The sequence below is a fragment of the Marinicella meishanensis genome (assembly GCF_019931145.1).
In the GTDB taxonomy this organism is placed as follows: Bacteria; Pseudomonadota; Gammaproteobacteria; order Xanthomonadales; family Marinicellaceae; genus Marinicella; species Marinicella meishanensis.
The window spans coordinates 63043-83881 of the sequence record NZ_JAIOUV010000006.1 but is presented as its reverse complement, the minus strand read 5'-3'; the positions used below and the strand labels follow the sequence as shown (position 1 = coordinate 83881).

14 protein-coding genes are annotated in these 20839 nt (G+C 52.1%); 6 read left to right on the top strand and 8 right to left on the bottom strand.

What is annotated here, in order from left to right:
• Positions 1-76 precede the first annotated feature (76 nt).
• From K7G70_RS11310 to K7G70_RS11290, 5 genes are all read right to left on the bottom strand, one after another.
• Positions 77-1177, bottom strand: a complete 1101-nt coding sequence (locus K7G70_RS11310) for an efflux RND transporter periplasmic adaptor subunit (RefSeq protein ID WP_223788758.1) — start codon at positions 1175-1177, stop codon at positions 77-79.
• Positions 1174-4284, bottom strand: coding sequence for an efflux RND transporter permease subunit (locus tag K7G70_RS11305; RefSeq protein WP_223788757.1), 3111 nt, complete (start codon positions 4282-4284; stop codon positions 1174-1176). The genes K7G70_RS11310 and K7G70_RS11305 overlap by 4 nt, the downstream gene beginning before the upstream one ends.
• Positions 4285-4722: 438 nt before the next feature.
• Entirely contained in the window at positions 4723-5568 is an 846-nt protein-coding gene (locus K7G70_RS11300) for a LytR/AlgR family response regulator transcription factor (protein WP_223788756.1), read from the bottom strand.
• Positions 5552-6619: a sensor histidine kinase gene (locus tag K7G70_RS11295; RefSeq protein WP_223788755.1), complete on the bottom strand. Its 1068-nt coding sequence runs from the start codon at positions 6617-6619 to the stop codon at positions 5552-5554. The genes K7G70_RS11300 and K7G70_RS11295 overlap by 17 nt, the downstream gene beginning before the upstream one ends.
• Before the next feature lie 45 nt (positions 6620-6664).
• Positions 6665-6895: a hypothetical protein gene (locus K7G70_RS11290; protein WP_223788754.1), complete on the bottom strand. Its 231-nt coding sequence runs from the start codon at positions 6893-6895 to the stop codon at positions 6665-6667.
• A 67-nt stretch (positions 6896-6962) separates the two neighbouring features.
• On the opposite strand from K7G70_RS11290, the gene K7G70_RS11285 reads away from it, so the two are divergent.
• Positions 6963-8399: a fibronectin type III domain-containing protein gene (locus K7G70_RS11285; RefSeq protein ID WP_223788753.1), complete on the top strand. Its 1437-nt coding sequence runs from the start codon at positions 6963-6965 to the stop codon at positions 8397-8399.
• A gap of 125 nt (positions 8400-8524) precedes the next feature.
• Here K7G70_RS11285 and K7G70_RS11280 read toward each other — a convergent pair whose 3' ends face one another.
• Together K7G70_RS11280 and K7G70_RS11275 are read right to left on the bottom strand one after the other, a co-directional pair.
• The gene (locus K7G70_RS11280) at positions 8525-9499 is read right to left on the bottom strand and encodes a choice-of-anchor Q domain-containing protein (protein ID WP_223788752.1); all 975 of its coding nucleotides are present in this window, start codon (positions 9497-9499) and stop codon (positions 8525-8527) included.
• 21 nt (positions 9500-9520) lie between these two features.
• Positions 9521-10009, bottom strand: coding sequence for a TspO/MBR family protein (locus tag K7G70_RS11275; protein WP_223788751.1), 489 nt, complete (start codon positions 10007-10009; stop codon positions 9521-9523).
• 177 nt (positions 10010-10186) lie between these two features.
• Between K7G70_RS11275 and K7G70_RS11270 the strand changes: the two genes are divergently transcribed.
• From K7G70_RS11270 to K7G70_RS11260, 3 genes are all read left to right on the top strand, one after another.
• Positions 10187-11641 (top strand): MBL fold metallo-hydrolase, encoded by a 1455-nt coding sequence (locus K7G70_RS11270; RefSeq protein WP_223788750.1) that lies wholly within the window; start codon positions 10187-10189, stop codon positions 11639-11641.
• Positions 11642-11935: 294 nt separating this feature from the next.
• Positions 11936-14095: a catalase/peroxidase HPI gene (katG, locus tag K7G70_RS11265; protein WP_223788749.1), complete on the top strand. Its 2160-nt coding sequence runs from the start codon at positions 11936-11938 to the stop codon at positions 14093-14095.
• 148 nt (positions 14096-14243) lie between these two features.
• Positions 14244-16019: a fibronectin type III domain-containing protein gene (locus tag K7G70_RS11260; protein WP_223788748.1), complete on the top strand. Its 1776-nt coding sequence runs from the start codon at positions 14244-14246 to the stop codon at positions 16017-16019.
• 138 nt (positions 16020-16157) lie between these two features.
• Here K7G70_RS11260 and K7G70_RS11255 read toward each other — a convergent pair whose 3' ends face one another.
• Positions 16158-17666 carry an FG-GAP repeat domain-containing protein gene (locus K7G70_RS11255; protein WP_223788747.1) on the bottom strand — a complete coding sequence of 503 codons (1509 nt, stop codon included), beginning with the start codon at positions 17664-17666 and terminating at the stop codon, positions 16158-16160.
• Between the two features lie 338 nt (positions 17667-18004).
• Between K7G70_RS11255 and K7G70_RS11250 the strand changes: the two genes are divergently transcribed.
• A complete protein-coding gene (locus K7G70_RS11250; protein WP_223788746.1) occupies positions 18005-19426 on the top strand; it encodes a rhomboid family intramembrane serine protease in 1422 nt (473 codons plus the stop codon).
• Positions 19426-20787, top strand: a complete 1362-nt coding sequence (locus K7G70_RS11245) for a DUF4013 domain-containing protein (protein ID WP_223788745.1) — start codon at positions 19426-19428, stop codon at positions 20785-20787. Before K7G70_RS11250 ends, K7G70_RS11245 begins: the two co-directional genes overlap by 1 nt.
• Positions 20788-20839 lie beyond the last annotated feature (52 nt).

Sequence of the window (20839 nt, the reverse complement as noted above, 5' to 3'; positions counted from 1 at the left end):
AAAAACTGAGACATTTTTCCCCAACGACAACAGGGTCCCATGGACCCTGTTGAACGCAGCTGGTTCATGCTAACCCCTACCCGGCGTCGGCCACCACCTGAACATCATCGCTTGGGTTGGTGTCTGCCATGCTGGGGTTGATGCGCACGGCTTGACCATCGGCCAATCGCTCACCGCCGCGAACCACAATGTCATCACCGGCCATCACGTCGCCATCAACCACCACCCAATCGGCAACACCCAAGCCAATTTTGACCGGCACTTTGTGGGCCACCAACTGGTCATCCACTTTAAACACATAGCTTTCATTTTCGCGTAAAATCAAACCATCACGGGGCACGGTGATGCCGGTCAGTTGATTGCTTTTGGGTAAGGCCACTTGTACGGCGCTGCCAGCAAACAAATTCAAACCTTTGGCATCCACCCGCAATTCAAAGGTGCGGGACTGTTGGTTGCCGGCGGTACCCCAGGTCCTGACCGGTAACTCGACCAATTGATCGGCCCATTTCACTTGCACCTGTTTGACTTGTTGGATGTAGGGTGACAAATTCAATGGCGTGGCCACCGTGATGTCTAAATTCTCACCGTCGACCAATTGCATCAAAGGCGTGCCGACATTGATCAATTCACCGAGGCTGACAAAGTGTTCGTTGATGGTGCCACTGAACGGGGCTTTGATGGCAGTTTGGTCAATGCTCAGCTGCACCCGTTTGATCTGAATGGCCATGGCAGCCATTTGCTCTTTGGCCACCTGTAAGTCGCGTTTATTGCGGTCGATTTCACTGACTGAGGTGCTGTAATTTTGTACCAGTTTCTCCATCCGCTGTTGCTGGGTTTGAAGGTATTCCACATTGGCCAGCAATTGCCGTTGCTGCGCTTGCAGTTGACTCAATTCCAGCTGCAAGGCTTGGTCATCCAGGCGGGCAATCACGGTGTCTTTGGTGACCGCTGAGCCGATGTCCATGATTGACAACAGCTGCCCGGATTGTTGGGCCGCGATGGACGAATCCAAACGACTGACCACATTGCCAGGTAACCAGGCACTGGCCTGGACTTGTTCGGTTTTGGCACTGGCAATGCTGACCAATTGGGCATTGTCCTCGTTTTCCTGACAGTATACAGGCGACAGATAATGGAACAGACTCAACAAGATAATCAGGTTTTTTAAAGTTTTCATAAGGCTTCTCCATGGGGTTCAGCTGAGGTTGAAGTGAAGCGCTTTTCTCTCTGGGTCAACACACCGAAGTCGCTGCGTTGGAGTTGCAGTAAACAAGGCAACAACACGATGGTGAATAAAGTACTGACGCCAAGACCTCCCACAATCACGGCCGCCAATCCTCGATAAATCACACTGCCCTCACCAGGCACCAACAACAACGGCAACATGCCAAAGAAGCTGGTCAGTGTGCTCATAAAAATGGGCCGCAGCCGCAGCCGCAAGGCTTGTTCAACGGCTTGCTGACGCAATTTACCGGCCCGTTCTGCCATACGCGTGTGGTGCACCAACAAAATGGCGTTGTTCACCACCAAGCCCAGCAGAATCACAAAACCAATCATGGTCAATAAGTCCAGCGGTTGAAACACGAAGCGGTTCAATAATTGCAAGGCCAACACCCCACCCACCGTGGCCAATGGCACCGTCACCAGCACCAACAAACTGTCTTTGGCTGAGCGGAACAAACCGGCCATCAGTAAAAACAGAATCAGCAAGGCAAAGGCAAAGTTTTGACTCATCACTTGAATGGTCGACTGTAACTGACTGACGTTGTTGCCATACAAGATGACGCCATCATCGGGCATAATGCCCCGCATTTGGGGTTCCACCGACGATTCCAATTCCGCGATGGTTTGTTCCAAAGACCACCCATCCGGTGGCACGATGTCCAGTGAAACCGTGCGTTCGCCATTGATGCGGCGCAAGTTGCTCGGACCCACGGTGCGGCTGATGTCGACCAACTGCCCCACTTGCTTGATGTTGCCAGCGGCGGTGACAATCGGCACATCAGCCAATTCTTCCGGCGCTTGCCAGCCATCGGCCCGCAGGATCATGTTGATGCGTTTGCTGCCATCAAAGTGTTCACCCACATACAAACCATCACCCAAGGTGCGCACCACCGCACTCAAGTCACGGCGGGTCCAGCCTTGTTCAAAAATTTCTCGGTCATTGGGTGTCAGGCGAATTTCAGGTTCGGCCAAATCCAGTCCCGGACTGGGTTGCACTTGGGCCCCTGGAATGGCCGCCTCAATCCACTCAATGCCCGACCGGGCCACTTCCAACAGCGCCCGATCATCTTTGGACTGCAGGTGCATGGACACCGAACGTCCGCCGTTGAAGCCACCGAACAAGTTGCCCTGAGAGGCAAAAGCATTGGTGTCAGGCAGGTCAACCAGCACTTCATTGAGTACCACATCCAACAGCTCATTGACCCTTGACTGATCCAAAGCGCGAATGCCCATGCCACCGCCACCGGGGCCATAGAAAATGTAGTAGTTTTTCAAGTATGGCTGCTGTTCATGGTCCATGTATGGTTTCAGTCTGGCCACAATGGGGTCAACCACTTCGCGTTTGATGGTTTCCATGTTGGCCCCCGGTGGAAAGCGCAAATTGGCATCCACCGCATCACGTTTCACCGGTGGCAAGTAATCCAATGTGGGCACCGCATACCAGGTGATGCCCACTGGAATCACCATCAAGCTGAAGGCCAACACCAGGCGTTTTTTGTGGCTCGAGGTCAAGCGCATCACCCCGGCGGTGATTTGTTGCCAACGGTGGGCCAGGCGGTCATTCAATTGATTTTCTTTGATCCAGGTTTTGGCCAGCAAGGGCAACAGCACCACCGCCACCAGCAATGAGACCGCTACGGCGATGGCAATGGTCAATGCCAAGTCACCGAACAGCTGGCCTTCGACACCTTGCAGAAAAAACACGGGTAAGAAGATCGCCACCGTGGTGGTGGTAGAGGCCAACAGTGCACCCCAAACTTGCGAAGTGCCCAACAAGGAGCTGTCGTGCTTGGAATCCCCACCTTCACGCAGCCGCAGGATGTTTTCCAACACCACAATGGCCGCATCCAACACCATGCCCACGGCAAAGGCCAAACCCGCCAAAGAAATGACGTTCAAGGAGCGCCCCAGGGCGTTCAACACCACAAAGGTCACCAACAGCGACACCGGTATGGCCACCGCGATGATCAAAGTCGGGCGCCCACGGCGGATGAACAACCACAACACCGACAAGGACAACACCACCCCAGCGAACAAGTTGTTGGTCACCAGGTTGATGGCCCGATAAATGAACACCGAAGCATCAAATGACTGCACCATGACCAACTGTTCGTCGGCCAGGATGTCTTCATTGATGGCGTCGACTTCGGCTTTGACCCGTTCCAGGGTGGCCAACACATTGGCGCCATTGGCTTTGTCGATGCGGATGCTGAATGCCGGGTTGCCATTCTGGATGGCGCGATTGAAGCGGTCGTTGCGATAACGCTCGACCACGGCGATGTCACCTAAACGGATGCGGCTGCCATCAACGGCTGCCAAAGTCAGCTCGCTGAGTTGTTCGATGGGGTACTTACCACTGAAGCGTAAGGTATATTGTCGCTTTCCCACATCGACAAATCCGCCGGTGACATCATTGCTCAGTGAAACGGCATTGACCAGTTGCGGAATTTGGATGCCATATTCAATGGCCTTGACTGGATCAAACCGAATGTGAATTTCTTCGGCATTGTTGTTATCAAAAGTTTGTACACTGGACACCCCAGGAATGCTTTCCAGTCGTGGCCGGATGGTTGAATTGACGTATTCGAAGTAGTCATAAACCGGTTGTTCGTTGCCTGGCAAGGTTTGCAAAAAGAACCAAGTTAAGGCCGGACCACCACCGCCAAAGCCACCGAGCATGATTCGAGGAGGGGTGGCATCTGCGGGCAGTGGTGGTAACCGGGTCATGCGGCTGATCACTTCGATCAGCGTTTGTTCCATGTTGGTGTCGACGCCGAATTCCAGATTGATCCAGGAATTACCGCGATTGGCGAATGCACTCATTGAGGCCAAGCCAGGAATGCCTCGCAGGATTTGTTCCTGAGGCTCAACCAGTTCAGATTCGACTTCTTGGGGGGAAGCAGAACGCCAATTGGTTTGGATTGAAATCCTGGGGCGTTCAATATCCGGAAACAGTTGCACCGGCAGTTTAAACAAACTGATCACACCGACGATCACGATGAAAATCAAACCAATGCCGATGGCCGCGGGGTTCTTCAGTGCAAATGCCGTCAATTTCATGCTGCTTGCCCACCATATAAAAAGATGATTCCATCATCCATTTTTTGTGGGACTGATGACAGCCGCTTGCGATCAAGCGCATTGAATTTGCGATGAAATACCTCGCAAACGACGGCATACATGACTTCTGGCAGGGTATGTAGCCAACAATCATGCCGCACAGTGAAGGTCCTTTGGCCCTCAAACACCCCCCTCAGTCCCCACTCGCCTACATGGATGTCAGTGCTTGAGTCGAGACTGGATCAGAGACCGGCGCCTACATGGATGTCGGTGCTTGAGTCGAGACAGGATCAGAGACCGGCGCCTACATGGATGTCAGTGCTTGAGTCGAGACTGGATCAGAGACCGGCGCCTACATGGAAATAGGTGTGTCGCCTGAGCATGGAAGCGGAAGCGACCGACTCCGCTCGGGATGACCATATTAAATCATCTAAATGGTCAAATGATGTGTTTGATTTTGCTGCGGTAGGATCGGCTCATTTTGATTTTGGACTCGTCATCCAAGATCAAAAAGTACTCGCCGTTGATGTGTGAACAGATTTTCTGGATGCAGTCAATGTTAACCATGGTGGAGCGGTGCACGCGTTGAAACAAAGCTGGATTGAGCTTGCTTTCCAATTCTTTCATGGTGCTGCGCAACACATTGACTTGTTTGGGGTTGTTGCTGTGGATGCACATGTAATCCCCGGCCGCTTCGATCCAGGTAATGTCCTTGACTGGGATCAAGGTGGTGCGGCCAGAGTCTTTGATCGACAATTTTTCCGGGTACTGGCCACTCAAATCATGACCATTTTGTAGCAACTGATCGATTTGGGCCGGATCTTTGCCGGTGATGTTGGTGATCAAATCCATCAAGCGTTGCTTTTGGTTGTTGACATCAGACTGTTGCATTTGTTGGCGCACCCGATTGATGGCAGTTTCCAACCGGCAATCTTCGATCGGCTTGAGCACATAATCAACCGCATGGACTTCAAACGCTTCCACCGCATACTTATCAAACGCGGTGACAAACACCACCAAAGGCATGTCATCAGATTGCATTTGTTCCACCACATCAAAGCCATTGATGCCTGGCATTTGAATGTCCAGAAAGACCAAGTCCGGCGACAATTCGGCAATTTTTGCCAAGGCTTCGCGGCCATTGGCACATTCGGCGACCAACTCAATGTCGGCATAATGATCCAAACGCAGGGACAGGCCGCGACGGGCCAACAGCTCATCATCGACGATCATGGTGCGAATGGTTTTGCCCTCATGGGGCTGTGTGTCATTGTTCTCTTTCATAAGGCAACCTGATGTTGATTTGTAAACCATGGGGTTCGGCGTTGCTGATGGTGAAGCCATGGCCCTCGGCATACAGCTGCACCAACCGTTCACGGGTGTTGCGGACACCCACCCCACGACCACAGGGCAAATCGCCATTGATCAACTCGACCCCAGGCCCATCATCCTTCAGCTCCATCAGCAGTTCATTGCCAAACACCTTGGCTTGAAAGCTGATGGTGCCACCGGATTCGGACTGGGTGATGGCGTATTTGATTGAATTTTCAACCAAAGGTTGCAAAATCAAACTGGGAATCAAAGCCATTTTCGCCGCTTCTTCGATTTGGAAATCCAACTTCAGGTGGTCTTCAAAGCGCACCTTCTCAATGCCCAAGTACAACTCCAAAGTCATCACCTCTTGTTCCAATGTCACTTTTTGCATGGGATCGTTGTCCAAGGAATGGCGCAGGAAGTTGGACAAGCGAATCACCATTTCATTCGCCCTTTTGGTGCTGTTGTCCAGTATCAAGGTAGAAATGGCGTTCAAAGTGTTGAACAAAAAATGCGGGTTCAATTGGTAGCGCAGCATTTTCAATTGGGCTTGGTGGGCCAAGGCGTTGGCTTTGAGTGCTTTCTGGCTGGCTTGTTGCATGCCTTGATAAAACTTGATGCCAAAATACAAACAACTCCAGCACAACAAGATATAAAAAATATTGGGGCCGCCCATAAAGTAGTTGGTCCAGCTCTCCGGCTTCCAGCCGCCTTTGAACCACTCATAAAAGGCAATGTTGTAGGGCACCACCCAAATCAAGGAAGAGATGTAGCTGATGAATAACACCATCAATACAATGTTTACAATGGAAAAATGCCATATTCGGCGGTAAATCAAGCGCAAGAATATGGTGATCACAAAACCCATCACTGAACCCAGCAGCAACATGTAGTAATACTTGGCTGGCTTGTCCCAGTAATACAAACCCACATAAGAGGTCAGACAATAACCCACCCAGCCAGCTGTGTTGAGGGCAAAAAATTGATAGTTTTTGTTATTCAGAAGTTTCTCTTTGAGCATAAAGTGATGGCATTTGATTCATCATCCCCAGTATAAACAGTTTGATCACATTAGTTCCTTCAATTCATCGCAAAAACCCATCGTTTCACCGAAATGGTTTAAATCTGACCAGCCGGCATGGCCTGTTTGTTGATGCAAAACCCGTCCAAGCAGCACACAACCACGCCATTTTTCTTGAAAAAAATGAGCAAAGCACCCGAAAAACAGCGATTTTCTTATTTTTCTGAGAACTGTGTCACGGTTAATTTTGGCGCACCTTATTTCTTCACGTCGCATATATCTATGAACGCACAACCAGTTTCATCCCCCACAAAAAACGGGCCGAAACCAAACAGGAGATACCATGAAAAACCAACAAGTAAACAACATTTTTAAACGATTCACTTTGGGCTTAACGCTGTTTTTATTGACCGCTTTAACCCAAGCCCAAGCCTTGGGTGTGATCTTTTATTCCTTGGAAGATGGCAGCTTGATGGGGCGTAACATGACCGTTGGCCCTTACACTGGTCCACAACTGGGACCATTTGCTTTCTTTGGCACCCCACCGCTTTCAGCCACATCACGCAACATCGCTTATGACCGCGTGGCTGGCTTGATGTGGTATGCCGCATCAGACAACCACGTGCATTCGATCGACTGGGCATCGGGCAGTGCCGGCCCCATCATCAATGACATCAACGACGGTTTTTATGGTGCCATCAGAACCTTGGCGGTGGACGAAAACAACCGCCGCTTGTACATCGCCACCTCACAAGGTGATGTCAAAGTCTACAACTTGGTGAGCAACAGCTTCATGTACACCATCCCCTTCACCGTGTGGGGCACCAGCGAACCCAATCCCGGCAACCGCCGTCACTTGGCCGTGGATGACTATGGCTATTTGTGGTACGCCGCTGCCGACGGTTCATTCCGCCAATTCAACCCCAGCCAATCCAACATGGGCTACACCGGCGTGCAAATCCCGTTCAGTGTCCAATTTGGTGGCAACCCAGGTCAAGAGCGTTACTTTGACATCGTCAGATGGCCTGCCGGTCAACATTACCTGTACTATGCCGCCACCGACAGCAGCATTCGGATACTGGATTTGGACAGTTTGACCAGCGTGAGCAGTTATTTCACAGCCAGCGGTTTCAACACCACCAGCATGCCAGGTGCCACCCGGGCTTTCAGCATAGACGAAACCTATGTGGAATCAGGTAACCCACCAGCCACCCCGACCAACGTCAGTGCCACTGACGGCACCTTCACTGATCGCGTGCGGGTTACCTGGTCGGCGGTTTCGGATGCCTCATCTTATGCCTTGTATCGTCGCGATCCAGGCCAAAGCAGCTGGACGCCTTGGAACACCAACATCCAAGGCACCACCTCCGATGACACCGCAGCCATTCCTGGTCTGTCTTACGAATACTCGGTGCGGGCTTGTAACCAATGGGGTTGTGGCAATCACAGCGCACTGGATACTGGTTTTGCCGCCAACACCGCATTGCAACCACCCAGCACCGTCACCGCCACCCAAGGCACCTTCGATGACCGCATTGTGGTGAATTGGAGTGCCGTGGCAGGTGCCACCTCATACAACGTGACCATCATCCCCACCACCGGTTTGCCTTACAACATCAACGTGACTGGCAACAGCTACACCCATTTTGCCCCCGGTCAGATCTGGGACATTTGGTGGTACAGCGTGTCCAGTTGTTCGGCGGCCACCGGTTGTGGCACCCAGTCACCCACCGTCTATGGCTGGAAAGGCGATCGCATTTTCCGCGGCCGCTTCGAATAAACAATCCATTCTCCCCGTTGGACGCCTGTTGTCTCAATAGAGCAGCAGGCGTTTTTTTTGGGCTGTTTCAGGGCACAAAAAAAGGCATGCCGGGGCATGCCTTTTGATGGATTCAACTCAATGAATCAGTTTTTGACCAGAGTTCGCCGGATCAAGATGGTGGCTTGGAACCCATCTTTGAAAATCAAATCGCTTTCAGTGACTGAGCGGAACTCAACCGCGCCGACATCACAAACCTCTGTGGTGTCACCATCGCCATCCCAGGGTCGGATGCGATAATTTTGGTCTTCATGTGGCAAATAATTGAACGGCGTACCGCCATCCACCGCCAAGCCGCCTTCGACCGGCATGTGGGTTTGGCTGTCGCCACCGTTGTCGGCCAGCCCGTCAATCACCGTGCTGGTCGCCCCTGGTGGAATGGTGTCACCAGGACCCAACAACACACCACCAGCGGTGTCGCCATCGCCGTTTTGATCGATGACCTTGAATGAGTCCATTGGCACATAGGCTGTGCCATACAGGTCATTCGGTGTGGCACCGCCGACATTGACGATGGCGCCTTGACCCACTTCACTGAAATCCTGCTGCGACAACAACTGTCCGCTCACCACACTGGGATTTAATGATGGACCGGGTGATGGTACCAACTGGGTGTTGCCAGAGGTGATGGTGTGGCTGATTGCCAACACGCCGGATTGTTGCGCTGTGACATACACCCCACCAGACCCATAGCCTTCGTTGTTGTTAACGGTGGTATGTGAAATTTGATTGAGCAATTTGCGGTTATAGTCATAGATGATCATGCCACCGGCGGCTTGCGCTGTGTTGCCAGAAATGGCGCTGTTTTCTATGGTGGCCATATTGGTCACCCACAGATCAACGGCAGCCCGCACGGGCAGGTTGTTGTTGCTGATGGAGGAGTTTCTCATTTCAAAGCCCAAACTGCGGATGGAATTCAAAACCCCGCAGTTGTCAGAGAATTGGCCGATGACTTGTTGGTTGCCATCAATGGTTGAATTGATCACCGAAGAGTTGGTTGAAATCAAATCCGCCACCCCACCGGAATAATTGTCGTTGATGGTGGAATCCAGCAAGTTCAAATTGCGACAAAGGTGACATCTTTAACCCAATATGTTTGGGTTCAATTGCCACATGGCGGTGTTCAATGCGGTGGCAAAACTGACCCAGACTAAATAGGGTATCAGCAACATCCCGGCCCAGCGATTGACCCGCCAAAACAAAACAATGGTGACCGCAATCATGACCCATAACAGACCAATGTTCAACACCGACCAAGCCCCTTGCAACCAGGCAAAAAACAACCAACTCCACAATGCATTCAGTGCCAGCTGCAGCAAGAAGACCCCCAAAGCCAAGCGGTTCTGGTTGAACCCACCGCGCTGCCACACCAGCCAAGCCGCCACCGCCATCATGGCATACAAAGTGGTCCACACCGGGCCAAACAACCAAGCTGGCGGGGCCCATTCCGGCTGGGTCATCTGGCCGTATATTTCGGGGGCGTTGAAGGCCGCCAATGCTCCGATGAACGAAGCGGCAAAGCACAACAACAACCACGCCACCAAGCCCACCATCAGTTGAATTTTGTTCATTTTGATCCCTGTAAACTGAAGATGGCGTCAAGTTATCATGCACCTTGTCAAAATCTCGTGGGTGCAGTGCAACAATATTGGCATTGAACCTTTATTTCTTTCCGTTCATCGCAAAGCCGACCCACAATAAGCGCCCATCAGTTATCGTGATGAACACACTGATAATCGGAGATACGCATGAAATCACAACTCATCAAATGGAGTTCATTGCTTTGTTTGACCACCAGTTCATGGGTGTTGTCAGCCCAAACTGACAACCTGACCATGACCAGCACCAACCGCGTCAATGAGGTTTTGGAGCAGGTCTTGACCGCCTATGGTGGCAGGGACCGCATGACCAACCTGAACCAAGTTAAAATTGACTTTGAAACCACCACATTTGCGGTGAATCAAAGCAAAAACCCAGGCCCGCCTTGGGATGAGAACCAACAAAAAGGCAGCACCGCCATTGATTTGAGTCAGCAGCAGTTTGCCACCCAAAATCAAGGCATCACGCAAAACTTTCACAACGGCACCATCATCAATGGCGACCAAAGCCATCAGCTCAATTGGCGTGCCCAAACCGCCACGCCCATCGCCGAACCGAATTTTCTCAACACTGCAGGGCCGTTTATTCGGGTCACCCCAGCTTTGTTGGTGAAACAATTGATGGAACGGTCTTTTGCCTCGCATTACTTGGGTCAAGTTGATTTAAATGGTCGCCCGCATGATGTGTTGAGCTTGGTGATGGAAGTGGGACCGGCCATCAGTTTGTACTTTGATCAAGAAACGCACTTGTTGCATCAAAGTGAACGGTTTTTCGTCGGCTTCGGCTTGGTCGGTTATCGTTTTCATGACTACCAAACCATTGATGGCATCCCATTTAACCGCAAATTCGAACTGTTCATCAATGAAGACAAGAACATGGTTCGACACAATGTGAATACCACCGTCAACCAACCGATCGATGCGCAGTTACAGCGCCCTGAGGGCCTGCGCATCGTTGATCCACTGCAACCCGATCCACTGCAACGTCAAACCATTGCCGATGGGGTTTACCTCATTGGTGGCAATGGCACCTACGCCATGTTTGTCGACATGGGTGATCACTTCATTGCGGTCGGCGGCACCGCAGGCTTGGCCGATCGCATGCGCTTACTCCGCGAGGTTGATGCCGACAAACCCATTCGCTTTGGGGTGATGACCCATCACCACAGTGACCACATCTTGGGGGCCCAAGTGTACGCCGAGTCGGGCATCACTGTGATCTCAGCCAAAGCCCACGAAGCGGTGATTCAAAATGCCATCTCGGTGGCAGATGCCCAGCTTGAAACCGTTGACAAGAAGCGCGTGTTCAAAGGCCCAAAACGCGAGCTGCAAGTCATCGATGTCGGGCCCACAGATCACAGCAGCCATTTATTGGTGGCTTATTTACCGGATGCTGGCCTGCTGTTTGAAGCCGATCATTTCGGCTTGCGTTCACCCAACAACATCCAACCGGCCAATCAAGCCACACAAGATTTTGCCGCGGCATTGAAGCGCCTTGGCATCAAAGCCCAGAAAATCGTTTCAGCCCACAGCCCACGGGTATCCACCCTTGAAGAGCTCAAACAAGCGGTACAAATGGGCCAAGCATTGACCCAGCAAGACTGACTCAATCAGGGCCTGCCCAGCGGCAGGCCCTGCCCGGCTCCACGCCCAATCAAGCCGGTCATTGGTGGCTCAATCAAGCCGCAAAGCCGGCTCAACTCTCATTCTGTTTTTTCGAATACATCAACCCATTTATTCTATTTTACAAATTGATGTGTCCGGTATTATCATGTTTTCAATGATGACAGCCATTGGACTCATGGGTGCGAAATCGGTTACAGGCAGGGTTTCACATCAATGACATGATTTCAATGTTAGATTACGTATGAAATTTTTGAACCTTTCAGGAGAACAGCGATGACAGACAGCAGTAAATGTCCGGTGATGCACGGCAGCCTCACCACCCAAGACAAACAGCCGAAAGCTTGGTGGCCAAAAACCCTTAATCTGGACATTTTGAGTCAACACGACCAAAAGACCAATCCTTATGGCGGTTCATTTAACTACCGCGAAGCTTTGAAGGATTTGGATGTGGATGCGTTGAAGCAAGATTTGCATGCACTGATGACCGACAGCCAAGATTGGTGGCCAGCCGATTGGGGGCACTATGGTGGTTTGTTCATTCGCATGACCTGGCATGCGGCAGGTTCTTATCGGGTCGATGATGGACGTGGCGGTGCCGGCACCGGCAATTTACGCTTTGCGCCTTTGAACTCTTGGCCTGACAACGCCAATCTGGACAAAGCCAGACGTTTGTTGTGGCCCATCAAGAAAAAATACGGTAACAGCGTCAGTTGGGCTGATTTGTTGGCCTATGCCGGCACCATTGCCTATGAGTCGATGGGTCTAAAAACCTACGGCTTTGCCTTCGGTCGCGAAGACATTTGGCACCCTGAAAAAGACATTTATTGGGGTTCCGAACAGGAATGGTTGGCACCCACCGACAATGAAAACAGTCGCTGGTCTGGCGAGCGCGATTTAGAAAATCCGTTGGCCGCCGTGATGATGGGACTGATCTATGTCAACCCAGAAGGGGTTGATGGTCAGCCTGACCCACAAAAAACCGCTCATGATGTGCGCCTGACTTTTGCCCGCATGGCCATGAATGACGAAGAAACCGTGGCTTTGACCGCCGGAGGCCACACCGTGGGTAAAGCCCATGGTAATGGTGATGCCGGTAACCTCGGACCCGAACCAGAAGCCGCTGACATCGAGGAGCAAGGCTTTGGCTGGAACAACCACAAAACCCGAGGCGTGGGTCGTGACACCGTCACCAGTGGTTTGGAAGGTGCCTGGACCTCCGAACCCACCCGCTGGGACAATGGTTACTTTGACATGTTATTGAACCATGAGTGGGAATTGCAAAAGAGTCCGGCCGGCGCCTGGCAGTGGCAACCGGTCGACATCGACGAAGCCGACATGCCCACCGATGTGGAAGACCCATCGATTCGCCAAAAACCCATCATGACCGATGCCGACATGGCCATGAAAGTGGATCCTGACTACCGCAAAATTTCAGAAAAATTCCACCAAGACCCGGACTATTTTTCAGACGTGTTTGCCCGCGCCTGGTTTAAATTAACCCACCGTGACATGGGCCCCAAAGCCCGTTGGGTTGGTCCGGATGTACCGGCCGAAGATCTGTTGTGGCAAGACCCAGTACCTGCTGGCTCTGCCGATTATGACGTGGCTGCGGTGAAAGCCGCCATCGCCAACAGTGGCCTGAGCAACAGTGACTTGATCAGCACCGCTTGGGACAGTGCCCGCACCTACCGCAGTTCGGACCACCGCGGTGGCGCCAACGGCGCCCGCATCCGTCTGGCCCCACAAAAAGATTGGGTCGGCAATGAACCCGAACGCCTCAACAAGGTCTTGGCTGTGTTGAGCCAAATTGCCAATGACCATGGCGCCAGCGTGGCTGACGTGATTGTGCTGGGCGGCAATGTGGGCTTGGAAAATGCCATTCAAGCCGCTGGCTTTGATGTGGCTGTGCCTTTCTCACCCGGTCGCGGTGATGCCACTGCTGACATGACCGATGTGGATACATTTGAACCACTGGAACCCGTGCATGACGGTTTCAGAAATTGGGTCAAACAAGAATACGCGGTGAATGCCGAAGAATTGTTATTGGATCGCGCTCAATTACTGGGCTTAAGCGCACCTGAAATGACGGCGCTGATTGGCGGCATGCGGGTTTTGGGCACCAACCACAGCGGCACAGCGAATGGTGTGTTCACCGATCGGGTGGGCCAACTGACCCATGACTTCTTCGTCAACTTGACCGACATGAATTACAGCTGGAAACCCACCGGCAAAAACAGCTATGAGTTGATTGACCGCAACAGCGGTGCCGTGAAATGGACCGCCACCCGTGCTGACTTGGTGTTCGGTTCCAACTCCATCCTGCGCGCATATGCCGAATTTTATGCCCAAGATGACAACCAAGCACGTTTTGTCAAAGACTTTGTGGCCGCTTGGACCAAAGTGATGGATGCGGATCGGTTTGATTTGAGCTGACCTTCCTTACCCACGTTTTGACCAAAAGCCAGCAGCAATGCTGGCTTTTTTTGTGGGTGTCAAAGATGTCGGCGTACACACCCTACACTGGGCACCGGCTTATTGTTATAATCTGCCGTCAGCATAAATTCACAAACGGAGGGTTTTCATGAAAATTTCAGGCATATTGCTCCTGGCATTCGCCACTGGCTTGGCCCAGGCGGCCATTCCACAAAACCAACGCGATGCCTTGGTGACTTTGTATGAAAGCACCCAAGGTGATCAATGGCACGAAAACCTCAACTGGCTCAATGGCGACCCTTGCGATGACCAATGGTTTGGCTTGATTTGTTCCAACAACAAATTGGTCGAACTGCGGCTGAGTGGCAACAACTTGTCGGGCGAAATTCCTCCGGCCATTGGCGAGCTGACCGACTTGACCTTGCTGGCCATGGGCGAGAATCCATTGCGGGGGACCATTCCCGATGAGATTGGAAACCTGAGCAACTTGTTCAACATCTTTTTGCATGACACCCAAATCTCAGGTCGCATTCCTGATTCCATCGGCAACCTGGGCTTGTTGCGTGCACTTTATTTATACAACAACCAACTGAGTGGCAACATACCCACTGCCATCAGCCAAATTGCGGGCTTGAACATCCTGGTGCTGACCTCCAATCAATTGACTGGTGAACTACCCACTTCCTTGATCAATTTGGAACAATTGGTGATCTTTTTATACGAACACAACGGTTTGTATGCCACCGACACCGCCTTGTTTGACTTTTTGTTCCGCACCAGCTGCTTCAACAATGGCGTGTTTGTGGATTGCCCATCTCTCAACACCCAAACCCAGGCCCCAACCGACTTCCGCATCGAAAGCAGCACCGAGACCAGCGTTGAATTGGCCTGGGATTCGGTTGAATATGGCGAATTGGGCGGTTACCAAATTTGGTTGGGAGCAACGGCCAATGGGCCGTTCAGCTTGGTCCATGACACCCTCAGCAAAGGTCAGTTGTCTCACACGGTGACTGGCTTACCTGCCGACACCGAACACCATTTCCGTTTGACCTCTTACACCAATCCACACACCCTGAACAAAAATCGCATCGTCAGCCCAGCCACCGATTTGGCCGGTGACCGGTCCACCCAGCTCAGTCATCCCATGAGTTCAGTGCACTCAGGATCCTGGTTCAATGCCGACCAAAGTGGGCATGGCTTGGTGGTACAAATTCTCTCCGCTGACAGCGCCGTGGTGTACTGGTATGTGTATGATGACGCCGGCAACCAGTTGTGGCTGGTGGGTACCGGCCCCTATGATGGTCACAGCATCCAAGTGGACATGTTTGAATCAAGTGGCGCCATGTTTCCACCGGATTTTGACTCCAGTGATGTGAACACCACCTATTGGGGTAGCCTCAACATCACCATCACCAGTGACAACACCTTGAGTTACCATTGGGTGCCCAAACAGGGCAGCGAGTTGAGTCCAGGTGCGCTCAATTTGGAACAGCTGTCACGCATCACTGCTGGTGCTGGTGACTCCGGCAATCGGGCCTTGGATGGCAGCCACAGTGGCTCTTGGTTCAATGCCCAGGAAAGTGGTCATGGCTTGGCAGTTGAAGTGTTGCCCAGTGGCGTGGGTTTGATTTATTGGTATGTCTATGACCAGAATGGCAACCCCATTTGGCTGATTGGCTCAGGAGCCATTGAGGGTGACACCATCAACGTGGAATTTTTCATCTATTCAGGCGCCATGTTCCCACCGGCCTTTGACACCGATGACTTGGTGCAAACTTTTTGGGGCTCCGGCAGTTTGACGTTGAATGGTTGCAACGCAGCCGATTTTTCATGGCAACCAGACGACGCCATCAGTGGCTTCACCGCCGGTCAAATGGAATTACAACGACTCACTGCCCTGGCAGATTTGGCCTGCAGCGACTGAGACCACAACACGCCCAACACCTGGGCATCGGCCAAACAGCACCGACAGTTGTCTGCTGCTTCAGGCCACAACCGACACCCACGAAAGCGAATCCATGGGTGCCGATGTCAACGGTGTCAGCCCGCCCAGCTCAACCAGTCACCGAGCTGATTGGACTGTGGCTGTGTTGTTGAGCGGGTTGGGGTCACTGATTTGACTGCCGATGGTGGCGGTGAAGGTAACCGGCGGCAGCACCTGAATGGCTTGCGAGCCATCGGCTTTGAACAACCAATGCTTGCCTGTGCCAGGGCTCATGTCACCCACCGCACAGCGCCCATGAATTCGATTTCGGCCATTGCTGCGCAGGCGGCAGCCTTCGGCTTCAATGCGAATCAAGTACGGCAACTCGATGACCACATCGACCCAGGCTTTGTTGACCGGCACACCTGCCAGGTGCTGACCAGACACCAACCATTGCTGATCCCGCTGGCTGATCGCGATGGACAGGTCCGCACCGGTTGTGCAGCCACTGCCGTGAAACACGATCAACCCTTGGTTGTGGTCGGCCAGCACCACATCACCACAACCATCGTGATTGAGGTCGCCCAAAGCCACCGCCTGTAAATCGTAGACCAATGGCCCTGGCAATGGAAACCACTGGGCAGCGACCAGACCCGATTCATCTTGCAACATGACCCCCAAGCCAGCTGCAGAATGAACCGAGGAATTGTGCAACAACACCAGGTCTGACAAACCATCATGATTCAAGTCGTCGGCTTCTGCCAACTCGGCATTGGGATGTTGAGGAATCCGGTTGGACAAAAATAAGTCGCCAAATGCATCTTGTTGAAACAGCGCCGCCTCTGCACCCAAATCCTGGGTCAACAGCACATCGGGCCGTTCATCGCCGGTGAAATCACCCGTGGCCAAGCCACTGACCAGCTCATGCTGATAACCAAGATTGTGGGTTTGAACCGGTTGCAAGCCGACTTGGCCATCATGCAGCCATACACTCAAATCCGCAAATGTGCTGGAACCTTTGTTGGCCAACAACAAATCGGCCAGTCCGTCGTCATTGACATCCTCGACCGCCAACTCAAACCGCCCACCCTGGCCTGACACATCCAGGGTGGTGATGGTGGACCAAGTCAACACATCATAAAACACCGCTGGTTTGTATGATCCGATTGTGGCCACAGCCACCAAGTCTTGGCGCCCGTCCAAATTGATGTCCATGGCGGCCAACAAGTGATTGGGGTGATCGGTTGATAATTGGGTCAAGACAAAGCCATCGCTGCGGTCTTGATTGATGACCGCCAATTGGCGGTGGTGTCCAATTACGACCTCCAAGGCATCGTCATCATCGACATTGAGCAACACCAGACCACGCTCACCGCTGAGGTGCTCACTGTAGGCCAAAGTGATGGGTGCGGACAACCCGTCCAACGAGTGACCCAAATAGATTTGCACATGGTTGCTGTGGGGGCCGCCATAACCGTTGTTGACCAGCACCACATCAAGCAAACCATCGCCGTTGACATCACCGATCGCCACCGCCTGAGCCAGGCCACCGGTGTTCAACAAGGCCGAGAGGTTCAAAGCATAATCCGCCTTGGCGGCTGACGCCAGCAACCAGGCGATCACCATGAACATCCCGATGTGCATCATGTGCCAACCGGTTACGCCCGCATTTGGGTGTGGTTCAGAGTTTATTCGTCTGGTCATTTGATTGTTATTTTGATTGGTCATAAGAGTCCTGTAAAAAGCATGTTGAAAGCAACCATGATACGGTCCACCCCTCGCAAAAAGTGATAATCAAAGGCACTCATTTATCAATTTCAGGACACGTTAATCAGCCAGCGTTCTTGACGGCAGGAAGCGGCAGCAACACATCACACATGATGCCCTTCGAGGCCGCCTCAACAGGCGACATCATTGGGGTCATTTGTCACTGAACCCGCGCTCAGGTACAATGGCCTACCACACACTTTCGAAAGGAATCCGAAATGATCATTGTTCCCACAGAGAAGCGTTTTGACTGGAACAACGCGCCCATCGTCCTGTTTGCCATTGTCATCATCAATGTGATGGTGTTTTACGCCTACCAAACCGGTGACAGTGAACAATGGGAAGAAGCCATTCGCATCTACGTCAATGACGGTTTGTATGAACAGGAGTTGCCTCACTACAAAGACTACCTGAGACAAAACCAAGCCATTGAGGAACTGGAACTCCTGCAAGAATTGGAACACCAACCCAATCGCTACATCACCGCTTCCTTGGTGTTGGTGGACGAGGCGTTTTACGAACACCTCAAGGGCCATGCCACTGAGTATTTTGATCTCGAATACCGCCAATACTGGCAGTTTCAACGGGAGCACATCCACCAACTGTTGTACGGGGTGAGTTATCGTGAGTATGGCCTGGTTGCCAATGACCTCAAGCTCACCAACCTGATCACCCATCAGTTTTTACATGGCAGCACCATGCACTTGGTGGGCAACATGTTCTTTCTGATCGTTTGCGGCTTTGCGGTAGAAGCCGCGCTGGGACATCGCAACTTCTTGTTGTTTTATCTGATGACCGGTGTGGGGGCCGGCTTGGCGCAGGCTTGGATGGACCTGAACAGTTCGGTGCCCATGGTCGGCGCATCGGGGGCGGTTTCTGGGGTGATGGCCATGTATTTGGGCATCTTCCGCTTGAAAAAAATTGAGTTCTTTTATTGGTTATTTGTGTTCGTGGGTTATTTCCGGGCCCCGGCTTTGTTCATCCTGCCCTTCTACATCGGTAAAGAACTGTATGCCTTGTGGAACCAGCCAGATTCCAATGTGGCATTCATGGCCCACGTGGGTGGTTTTGCCACCGGTGCTTTGTTGATGGGTTTGACGCTGTGGATGAAACCCGACATGTTGAATCAACAGTACATTGAAGAAGACCAATCGGCCTCACCAGCACAAGTCAGCCTGGACGGGGTTTACCGTCACATGGAAAAATTGCAATTAAGCAGCGCGCTGCAAGCCATCAACCTGCACTTGAAAAACTTTGGAGCCAGTTTTGATTTGTTGGTGATGAAATACAAATTGTTGCAAGTCATAGATCCGGACCAAGCCAAGCAACAATTACAATACCTGATCATGCGCCCCAACCCGAGCCTCAGGGACATGCGCCAAATTGAGGATATATGGCAATCCTTGCCAGCTGCGGCTCAGGCCATGGATCCGGACACACAATACAAACTGGCCTGGAATTTCATGGCCAACGCCGAACACATCGACCACGCCATCAAACTCTTTCAACACATGTACCAGGCAGAGCCCCGCCATCCCACCTTGCATTTGTTGGCCAAGAAAATTGCCTTTGCTTACCAAAAACTAGAAAACCGGGTCGAGAGTGAACGTTATAAGCAAATCGCCCAGGAGTTAAGCTGATGGTTCAACATTGTCATTACCACCCCTTGGCCGTAGGCACTTACCACTGTGCTGCGTGCCAAACCCACGCCTGTGACCGTTGTGTCGATGATTCGCGCCGCAACCCGGTGGTGCGCTGCTTCGGCTGTGGTCGGGAACTGGAATCCATTGGTCCTGGTCACATAGAGCCGTTTTGGCGGCGTTTGCCTCAGAGCTTTCGCTACCCTTTGGCCCAACAGTCAATGATTTTCATCTTGGTCCTGTCGGTGCTGTGTTCCTTTGCCTTGTACTTGCCCTTGGCCTGGCTGTTTTATCTGGCCTTGTTTGGCTCGGCGTTCAAATACAGCTTGAGTTGTTTGAGCCACACCGCCGATGGTCACATGAGCCCACCGGACATCACCGAGGCCTATGAAGGGGGCTTGTCCAAGATGCTGGTGTTGATCATCATGCTGTTTGTCACCGGCCTGGTCACCAATCTGGCCAACACTTTTTTAGGTCCAGCCATGGGCGGCGTGGTGGCGCTGCTGGTGACGTTGTCTTTCCCAGCCATCATCATCAATTATGCCATTTCAGATGACATGATCGATGCTTTGAATCCAACGAATATTTTAGCATTGATCAAATCGGTGGGCTTGCCCTATGGGTTGATTCTGGGTTTCATCATGATCATGTTGGGTTCGATGGCTGTGTTGTATCAATGGGTTTTTTGGATACCATCCAGCATCGGCACGGTGCTGTTGTATGCCGTGACATTCTATTATCTGATCGTGCTGCATCATTTGTTGGGCTACATGGTATTTCAGTACCAACAGGCATTGGGTTACAGTGCGCGGTTGCAGGGTGACAACAACAAACGGCGGGGTGATGGCGCCATTGCCCGAGCCAAACTCAGTGCTTTGATCAAAACCGCCCAGTTCAAAAAGGCCACTGAACTGAGTGCCGAACAAGTCAAGCTCAACAACGCTGACCTGGACTTGAATCACCGGCATTTTGAATTGTTACTGGCCACCGGCAACGCCCCGGAATTGGCCCTTTTCCTGCCCCCATACTGCCAACTGTTAAAACGCTCAGGCCGGGAAGACCTGATCAGCCGCCAATTCAAAAGGTTGTGGTTAAAAATGCCGGACTTCCAAGTCTCTGAACCTGGATTGAAATGGGTCATTGCCCAAGCCTGCGCCGCCCACAACAACCCAGCCCTGACCATCAAGTTGTTGCATGGCATTCACAAAAAACATCCAGATTTTGAACATTTGATCGCTGCCTTGCAGCTGTTGGCCCAAGCCTTGGATGAATTCCCCAAATACGCCAACCACAGCCAAGCTTGCCGCAAACTGATCACCCGCTTACAAAATAACCAAGCCACCCCTTTGCCCAAACCCTGACGGTTTACTGTCAGGCTTCAACAGCCAGCACCCTGCAGCCCAAAGCGGCCGC